Genomic DNA, 8529 nt, shown 5'->3' on the forward strand with positions numbered 1-8529 from the left:
GTCGTATCCAGCGCGGACGCGACGACCGGGGGAACCCGTTCCGCCGGTCCGCCGCTCCGCGAGACCACCGCCCCCTCGGCCCCCGAGGTGACCACCACCTCGGAGAACCGTTGCCCGAGCCGCACCGCCGCGGCTCCGGGATCGGAGAGCCCCGTCAGCAGCTCCGCCTCCCCCCTGCTGGGCAGGAGCACGGCCACGCCCTCCACGAGCGCCAGGAACCGCGCCACCCCCAGCTGCGTGAGGAACCCCGCCGATGCCGGGTCCACGCTCACCGGCACCCCACGCGCGCGTGCCGAAGCGAGAGCCGCCGCGGCCGCCGCCCGGCCCGTCGCGGAGAAGAAGAGATAGCCCGACAGATGCAGCCGGGCCACCCCGTCGAGCAACGCGGGCGCCCAGTCCCGCGAGGAGAGCCGCAGCGCGGCCCCGCTGTCCGTGAGGAACGTCCGCTCGGCCCCGCTGCCCCCGTCCACGAGGCAGACCACCGTTGCCGTGGGCGCGTCCTGGTCGACGACGAGCCGCGCCCGCACCCCCGCGCGCGTGAGCGCCGCCTCGTGCCAGGCGGCGGAGTCGGCGCCGACGCGGGCGAGGAGCCGCACGTCGGGGCAGCCGCAATGGGCCGCCCAGCAGGCCACGTTGGCCCCGGCGCCACCCGGCACGGTGCGGATCGCCGCCGCCGTGTCCGTGCCGGGCGCCAGGGGTTCGGGGTGCCGGGCGACGACGTCCGTGACCACATCCCCGACGACGAGCAGCCCTGTCCCTCGCACCCTCAGCCCCTCGCCCAGGCCGCCGCGATCCGCGCCGCGAGCCGGACATTGCCGCGCACCGCCGCGAGGTTGGCCGCGAGCGACGCGCCCCCGGTGCGCCGCACCAGCTCGGCTAGCAGGTACGGCGTGACCGCCTGCCCCTCGACACCCCGCTCCGCCGCGGCCCCGAGCGCCTCGTCGAGCACGCGCGCGTGGAGCACGGGATCGAGCTGCTTGCCCTCCGGTACCGGGTTCGCCACGATCAGTGCCGCGTCGGGCCCGCCGAGCGCGTCCTGGGCCCGCATCACTCCGGCGACCTCTTCGGGGCTCCGCAGCGTCCAGTCCACCCGGAGCCCGGAGTCGGCGAGGTAGAAGCCGGGGAAGTGGTCGGTCCGGTAGCCCGCGACCGCGACCCCCATAGTCTCCAGACGCTCCAGCGTGGCCCCGACGTCAAGGATGGACTTCACGCCCGCGCACACCACCGTGAGCCGGGTGCGGGCGAGAAGCCCCAGGTCGGCCGATTCGTCCTGGGTCACCGTCCACTCCCGGTGGACGCCGCCGAGACCGCCGGTGGCGAACACCCGTATCCCGGCCCGCGCGGCGAGCAGCGAGGTCGCCGACACCGTCGTCGCCCCGCTCGCGCCCGTCGCGACGGCGAGCGGCAGATCCCGGTGGCCGAGCTTGCGCATGCCGTCCTCGTCCGCGATCCGCTTCAACTGCGTCTCGTCCAGGCCGACATGGGGTCTGCCGTCCAGGACGGCGATCGTCGCGGGAACGGCGCCCTCGTCCCGTACGAGCGCCTCCAGTTCCTCCGCCACCCGGAGGTTGCGCGGCCTCGGCAGGCCGTGCGCGATGATCGTGGACTCCAGGGCCGCCACGGGACGCCCCTCTGCGAGAGCCGTCTGTACCTCGTCGGACACCACCAGCACGGGCCTGCCTCCTGCCTGTCGGGTCTCCCTCCATCCCTGGCGGGCGGCGGGCCCCGGCAAACCTGGCGAGGCCCCCGCCGGGGCCCCCGCGCGGGCCCCGGCTAGGGTGACCGGCCATGACCACGAATGATCAAGCAGCTCCTTCCTTCGCCGTGCACATCCCGGACGTCGAGCTGGAAGCCGAACCGCTCGACCCGGCGCAGATCGTCTCCGGCGACCCGGTGGTGACCGGCAAGGTGCTCTGGGAGTCCGCCGACGGCAAGCAGCTGCGCGGCATCTGGCAGATCACGCCCGGCGTGGTCACCGACACGGAGGCCAACGAGCTGTTCGTGGTCGTCAGCGGCCGGGCCACCGTCGCGGTCGAGGGCGGCGCCACGCTGGAGGTCGGCCCCGGCGACGCCGCCGTGCTGCGCGAGGGCGACCGTACGACCTGGACCGTGCACGAGACACTGCGCAAGGCGTACCACATCACGCTTCCGTGATCCCTGGCTCTTCCGGCCTCAGAAGAGCGGCTGCGGAAGCACCCCCTCCAGGGCGAGAAGCCGCCGCTTGGTCTCCAGGCCGCCGCCGAAGCCGCCTATGCCGCCGTCGCTCTCCACGACCCGGTGGCACGGCACCACGACCGGCAGCGGGTTGGAGCCCATCGCGATGCCCACGGCCTGAGCGGCTCCGGGGCTGCCCACGCGGTCGGCGAGGTCCCCATAGCCGACCACCGAGCCGTACGGCACGCCGGAGGCGAGCTCGCGGAGCACCTGGCGGTTGAACCCCGAACTCAGCGACCAGTCCAGCGGCAGTTCGAAGGCGTGGCGCTCGCCGGAGAAGTACGCCGCGAGCTGCCGTACCGGCTCGGCGAGCAGGGGGGAGTCCGGCGCGTGTACCGGCTCGGCGCCCAGCCGGGAGCCGAGCCGGTCCAGTGTCCTCTCGCGCACCGCGTCCGTGGCGTGGAAGGCCACGGTGACCAGCCCCCGGGCGGTCGCGGCCAGCAGCAGCGGCCCGATGTCGCTGCCGACGACGGCCCATACGAGCGGGCCCCGTCCCTGCACATTGGCGTCCATGCGAACACCGTACGGCCGGGCACTGACAACGCAGGGCGGCCACCGGCGACGCGGGGTCGCCGGCCGGCGGGCGTCAGCCCTTGCGCAGTGCCTTGCGGACGACGTCCGGCGCGTTGGTGATGATGCCGTCCACGCCGAAGTCAGCGGCGCGCACCGCGTTCGGGCCGTCGTTGACCGTCCAGGTGAAGATCTCAAGGCGCTTCTTGTGCGGTCCCTTGAGCGCGTGGATCGCCTTGACGTACTTCGCGGAGATGGAGGTGTGGGTGGCGTTGATCTGGTCGGAGAACGTGGCGTAGTCGGCCAGGTCGGCGGCGGCGGGCGTGCCGAGGAAGCCGGTCTTCACGTCGGGCCGCAGCTTGTGCACGGTCTTCACGCTGTCGGCGCTGAAGCTCTGGATGACCAGCTTCCCGCTGACGTGCGCCTTGTCGAGCCAGCCCGTCTCGCGCAGCACCCGCAGGCCCTGCTTCTCGATGCCCGGGTAGATCTCGGGCTTCTTGAACTCGAAGACGAGGCTCTGCCGGTTGCGCGAGACCCGGTTCATGTACTGCTTCAGGGTCGGCACCCGCTGACCGGCGTACTTCGGGCTGAACCAGCTGCCCGCGTCCAGCTTGCGGATCTCCGCCGCCGTGAAGTCCGCGACCTTCCACGGGGCCCGGCCGGGGAACACCTGTTCTACGTTGGTGGTCCGCTTCAGGGTGTCGTCATGCATGATCACGAGTTCGCCGTCCTTGGTCCGCTGGACGTCGTTCTCGACCCAGGTGAACCCCAGCTCACGCGCTTTGTCGATGGCGGCGAAGGTGTTCTCCGGGGCGTACGCGGAAGCACCGCGGTGGGAGACCACCAGCGGTCTCCCGGGCTTGGCTGTACTCGACACCGTCGGGGTGTCGGCGGCTGCGTGGGTGGTGGGGAGAACCAGCGCACCGGCGCCCATGAGAGCGGCGACAGTGGTGGCGGCAGCGCGTGTGTACACAAGTACTCCTCGCGTCGTGAGATCGCGGACCGGTCGAGAGTGACAGTCAAGGGCCAACGGGAGACAGGTGCAGGATGGCCACGGGCTGAACGGAGGCATCCGGAGCAAGGGACCCCGCGCGCGAGTGACGGATTTCTTTGCCGGAAAATCGTTCGTGCGTTCCGAGGGGAGCTCTACTCTCTGCCTCAGCCGACGGCCTTTCAGGTGGCCGCGGGCCGGGGGCGTACGGTGCGTGACGGGTTCATTGGACGCAAAGGCGGAAGGGCTACCTCGCATGCAGGGCACGGTCGACGGGTTCAGCTACGGAGTCGTCACGCCGGTGGTGGCCTACGTCATGGCCTGCCTCGGAGGAGCACTCGGGCTGCGCTGTACGACCAGATCCCTCCTCGTGGCCCACTCCTGGCGCCCCGGCTGGCTGGCACTCGGATCGGCGGCCATCGGTTCCGGCATCTGGACCATGCACTTCGTGGCGATGATGGGTTTCACCGTCGAGGAGGCGCCGATCCGCTACGACAAGGCGCTGACCTTCGCCAGCCTGGCCGTCGCCATCGTCATGGTCGGCGTCGGCATCTTCATTGTCGGCTATCGGGGCGCGACCGGCACGGCGCTGTTCACCGGCGGGACGATCACAGGCCTCGGGGTCGCCTCGATGCACTACCTGGGAATGGCCGGTATGCGTCTGCGCGGGACGCTGGAGTACAACACCTTCACCGTCGGCGCGTCCGTCGTGATCGCCATGGTCGCCGCCACCGCGGCGCTCTGGGCTGCCGCGCAGGTGAGAGGCATCCTGTGGAGCCTGGGCGCGAGCCTGGTCATGGGCCTCGCCGTCACCGGGATGCACTACACCGGCATGGCGGCCCTCAGCGTCCATCTGCACGGCTCGGACGCCCTGCCGCCGGGCGACTCGTCCGCCGAGATCCTCGCGCCGATGATGGTCGGGCCGCTGGCCTTCCTGCTCCTCGCGGGGGTGATCGTCATGTTCGACCCGCTGATGCTGGGCGGTCAGCCGGAGACCAGGAAGCCCAGCGGTGGTGCCCGCCGCCCCTATCCCGTCCCGCGCTCGGGCGACCGGCACGTCCCGGGATCCCGCCGCGGCCCCCGCCGACGGCCCCACCCGCGCTTCCCGCAGAACCGGTGAGCGGCGCCGCGCGGAACGGGTGAGCCGACCGCCGCCGACCGGGTGATCCAGCCCGGTTGTCAGTGCGGGGTCGTACGGTGGATTCCATGCGGCCCGTATCCAAGATCGAACGCACGGTGGCACCTTTCGAGGTCGTCAGTCCGTACCAGCCCAGTGGCGACCAGCCGACGGCCATCGCCGACCTCGACCGACGCATCCGCGCGGGTGAGAAGGACGTGGTCCTCCTCGGCGCGACCGGCACCGGCAAGTCGGCCACCACCGCGTGGATGATCGAGAAGCTCCAGCGCCCCACCCTCGTGATGGCGCCGAACAAAACACTGGCCGCCCAGCTGGCGAACGAGTTCCGCGAGCTCCTGCCGAACAACGCGGTGGAGTACTTCGTCTCGTACTACGACTACTACCAGCCCGAGGCGTACGTCCCGCAGTCGGACACGTACATCGAGAAGGACTCCTCGATCAACGAGGAGGTCGAGCGGCTGCGCCACTCCGCGACGAACTCCCTGCTGACCCGCCGCGACGTGGTCGTGGTCGCCTCCGTCTCCTGCATCTACGGCCTCGGCACCCCGCAGGAGTACGTGGACCGCATGGTGCCGCTGAAGGTCGGCGACGAGATCGACCGGGACCAGCTCCTGCGCCGCTTCGTCGACATCCAGTACACGCGCAACGACCTGGCGTTCACCCGCGGCACCTTCCGCGTCCGCGGCGACACCATCGAGATCTTCCCGGTCTACGAGGAGCTCGCCGTCCGCATCGAGATGTTCGGCGACGAGATCGAGGCGCTCTCCACCCTGCACCCGCTCACCGGCGAGGTCATCAGCGACGACGACCACCTCTACGTATTCCCCGCCTCGCACTACGTGGCGGGACCCGAGCGCCTGGAGAAGGCGGTCACCGGCATCGAGAAGGAGCTCACCGAGCGCCTCGTCGAGCTGGAGAAGCAGGGCAAGATGCTGGAGGCCCAGCGCCTGCGCATGCGCACCACCTACGACCTGGAGATGCTCCGCCAGATCGGCTCCTGCTCCGGCGTCGAGAACTACTCGATGCACTTCGACGACCGCGCCCCCGGCACCGCCCCCAACACCCTCCTGGACTACTTCCCGGAGGACTTCCTCCTGGTCCTGGACGAGTCGCACGTGACGGTCCCCCAGATCGGCGCGATGTACGAGGGCGACGCCTCCCGCAAGCGGACCCTCGTGGACCACGGCTTCCGGCTGCCGTCCGCCCTGGACAACCGCCCCCTGAAGTGGGAGGAATTCCTCGGCCGCGTCGGCCAGACGGTGTACCTCTCGGCGACCCCCGGCAAGTACGAGCTCTCGCGCGGCGACGGCTATGTCGAGCAGATCATCCGCCCCACCGGCCTCGTCGACCCCGAGGTCGTCGTCAAGCCCACCGAGGGCCAGATCGACGACCTGGTGCACGAGATCCGCACGCGCACCGAGAAGGACGAGCGCGTCCTGGTCACCACCCTGACCAAGAAGATGGCCGAGGACCTCACCGACTACTTCCTGGAGCTCGGCATCCAGGTCCGCTATCTGCACAGCGACGTCGACACGCTGCGCCGCGTGGAGCTCCTGCGCGAGCTGCGCGCCGGTGAGTACGACGTGCTGGTCGGCATCAACCTCCTGCGCGAGGGCCTCGACCTGCCCGAGGTCTCCCTGGTCGCGATCCTCGACGCCGACAAGGAGGGCTTCCTGCGTTCGGGGACCTCCCTGATCCAGACCATCGGCCGCGCGGCGCGCAACGTCTCGGGCCAGGTCCATATGTACGCGGACAAGATCACCCCGGCGATGGAGAGGGCCATCGACGAGACCAACCGCCGCCGGGAGAAGCAGATCGCGTACAACAAGGAGAAGGGCATCGACCCGCAGCCCCTCCGCAAGAAGATCAACGACATCGTGTCGCAGATCGCCCGCGAGGAGGTCGACACCGAGCAGCTCCTCGGCTCCGACTACCGCAAGCCCAAGTCGGGCAAGGACGCCAAGGCCCCGGTGCCCTCGCTCGGCGGCGCCGCGGGCAAGGCCGCCGCACCCGCCAGGGGCAAGGCCAAGAAGGGGCAGACCCTCCCGACGGACCGCCCCGCGGCCGAGCTGGCCGAGCAGATCGAGGAGATGACCGAGCGCATGCGCGCGGCCGCCGCCGACCTCCAGTTCGAGATCGCCGCGCGGCTGCGCGACGAGGTGTCGGAGATGAAGAAGGAGCTGCGTCAGATGAGGGAGGCGGGCCAGGCCTAGGTCCCGCGGAAGTGCCTCGCGGGGGACCCGGGGGAGGAGTGCACGGCGTACTGGCCGGTCTGTTGCAAGACCGCCACAAAGTGTGACCCGCGCTGCTGCTCCGCAGGTGGGGGTGCATAAGGTGCTGGGCAACCGCATAAGGCGGTTGCCCAGGCAGTTCGAGAGGGGACAGCGCGTGACGGTCAATATGACCAAGGGTCAGGCCATCAGCCTGCAGAAGAACGACGGGGGCGCCCTGACCGCGGTGCGCATGGGACTCGGGTGGCAGGCGGCTCCGCGCAGGGGCCTGTTCGGCTCCCGCACCCGCGAGGTCGACCTGGACGCCTCGGCGGTCCTCTTCGCCGACAAGCAGCCGGTGGACGTCGTGTTCTTCCGTCACCTGGTCAGCGACGACGGCTCGGTGCGGCACACCGGGGACAACCTCGTCGGCGGAGCGGGCCAGGGCGGCGACGACGAGTCGATCCTCGTCGACCTCCAGCGGGTCCCGGTCCACATCGACCAGATCGTCTTCACGGTGAACTCCTTCACCGGCCAGACCTTCCAGGAGGTGCAGAACGCGTTCTGCCGCCTGGTCGACGAGACCAACGGCCAGGAGCTCGCGCGCTACACGCTGGACGGCGGCGGCCAGTACACCGCCCAGATCATGGCGAAGGTGCACCGGGCGGGCGCGGGCTGGCAGATGACGGCCATCGGCACCCCGGCCAACGGCCGCACCTTCCAGGACCTGATGCCGTCGATCCTGCCGCACCTGTAAGCACGCTTATACGCCGTATGCCGGGACGCCGTACGCGCACGCCGTACGTCAGTACGTCCGCACGCAGGAGTACGAGGGCTCGACGGGGCCCTTCTAGGGGGAACGAAGCGATGACGGCCGAGCTGGTGCGGGGACAGAACCACCCGCTTCCCTGGACCCGTCTGGAGATCCGCGTCTCGGCCGGAGAACCGGTCGTGGCGGGCGCCACGCTCGGCGACGGACAGGGCAGAGTCCGGGGCGTGGAGTGGGTGGCCCACCCGGGCTCGCCCACCCTGCCCGGCCTGGAGGTATCCCAGCAGGCGGCGGCCGACCACCGGCTCGCCGTGGACCTCGGCGCCCTGCCGGACACCGTCCACCGGGTCAGCGTCCTGCTCGCACTGCCCGTCGGCGTCGGGGGCCCGGCCAGCTTCCGTGCCCTCGCCGCCCCCTTCGTCGCGGTGACCGGCCTGGACGGCGCGGAGGCCGCCAGCTACACGATCACCGACCTGGACACCGAGTCCGCCGTCGTCGCCCTGGAGCTCTACCGCCGCCAGGGCGCCTGGAAGGTCAGGGCGGTCGGCCAGGGGTACGCGGGCGGCCTCGCCGACATGCTCACCGACCAGGGCCTGCCCGAGGCCCGCGAGCTCGCGGGCGCCATCGAGGACGCCGTGGCCCGGGGCCTCGCCCGCTCCGTGGCCGCGCCGCCCCCACGCCCGGCCGACGGCACCCG

General features: G+C 71.2%; 9 protein-coding genes. 5 read left to right on the forward strand and 4 right to left on the reverse strand.

The genetic code is table 11. The features are described from left to right. Both AB8Z36_RS22880 and AB8Z36_RS22885 read right to left on the reverse strand, forming a co-directional pair. Nucleotides 1–770, reverse strand: a 770-nt coding sequence (locus AB8Z36_RS22880) for a carbohydrate kinase family protein (protein WP_440581975.1), incomplete at its 3' end; no start/stop codon positions are given. Beyond that, complete coding sequence (locus AB8Z36_RS22885; protein ID WP_369215233.1) at nucleotides 767–1672, reverse strand: pseudouridine-5'-phosphate glycosidase; 906 nt, start codon at nucleotides 1670–1672, stop codon at nucleotides 767–769. The genes AB8Z36_RS22880 and AB8Z36_RS22885, both read right to left, overlap by 4 nt. A 116-nt stretch (nucleotides 1673–1788) precedes the next feature. Between AB8Z36_RS22885 and AB8Z36_RS22890 the strand changes: the two genes are divergently transcribed. Next, the gene (locus AB8Z36_RS22890; protein ID WP_369215234.1) at nucleotides 1789–2154 is read left to right on the forward strand and encodes a cupin domain-containing protein; all 366 of its coding nucleotides are present in this window, start codon (nucleotides 1789–1791) and stop codon (nucleotides 2152–2154) included. An 18-nt stretch (nucleotides 2155–2172) separates the two neighbouring features. Here the strand turns inward: AB8Z36_RS22890 and AB8Z36_RS22895 are convergent, their stop codons facing one another. Together AB8Z36_RS22895 and AB8Z36_RS22900 are read right to left on the reverse strand one after the other, a co-directional pair. Beyond that, a complete protein-coding gene (locus AB8Z36_RS22895) occupies nucleotides 2173–2727 on the reverse strand; it encodes a methylated-DNA--[protein]-cysteine S-methyltransferase (RefSeq protein WP_369215235.1) in 555 nt (184 codons plus the stop codon). Between the two features lie 73 nt (nucleotides 2728–2800). Beyond that, nucleotides 2801–3697, reverse strand: a complete 897-nt coding sequence (locus AB8Z36_RS22900; protein ID WP_369215236.1) for a glycerophosphodiester phosphodiesterase family protein — start codon at nucleotides 3695–3697, stop codon at nucleotides 2801–2803. 274 nt (nucleotides 3698–3971) lie between these two features. Between AB8Z36_RS22900 and AB8Z36_RS22905 the strand changes: the two genes are divergently transcribed. From AB8Z36_RS22905 to AB8Z36_RS22920, 4 genes are all read left to right on the forward strand, one after another. Further along, complete coding sequence (locus AB8Z36_RS22905) at nucleotides 3972–4835, forward strand: MHYT domain-containing protein (RefSeq protein WP_369215237.1); 864 nt, start codon at nucleotides 3972–3974, stop codon at nucleotides 4833–4835. Nucleotides 4836–4921: 86 nt separating this feature from the next. Then, nucleotides 4922–7066 carry an excinuclease ABC subunit UvrB gene (gene uvrB / locus AB8Z36_RS22910; RefSeq protein WP_369215238.1) on the forward strand — a complete coding sequence of 715 codons (2145 nt, stop codon included), beginning with the start codon at nucleotides 4922–4924 and terminating at the stop codon, nucleotides 7064–7066. 175 nt (nucleotides 7067–7241) lie between these two features. Beyond that, nucleotides 7242–7820 carry a TerD family protein gene (locus tag AB8Z36_RS22915; RefSeq protein WP_369215239.1) on the forward strand — a complete coding sequence of 193 codons (579 nt, stop codon included), beginning with the start codon at nucleotides 7242–7244 and terminating at the stop codon, nucleotides 7818–7820. A 110-nt stretch (nucleotides 7821–7930) separates the two neighbouring features. After that, nucleotides 7931–8529, forward strand: a 599-nt coding sequence (locus tag AB8Z36_RS22920; protein ID WP_369215240.1) for a TerD family protein, incomplete at its 3' end; no start/stop codon positions are given.

The organism is Streptomyces flavofungini, assembly GCF_041028215.1.
In the GTDB taxonomy this organism is placed as follows: Bacteria; Actinomycetota; Actinomycetes; order Streptomycetales; family Streptomycetaceae; genus Streptomyces; species Streptomyces flavofungini_B.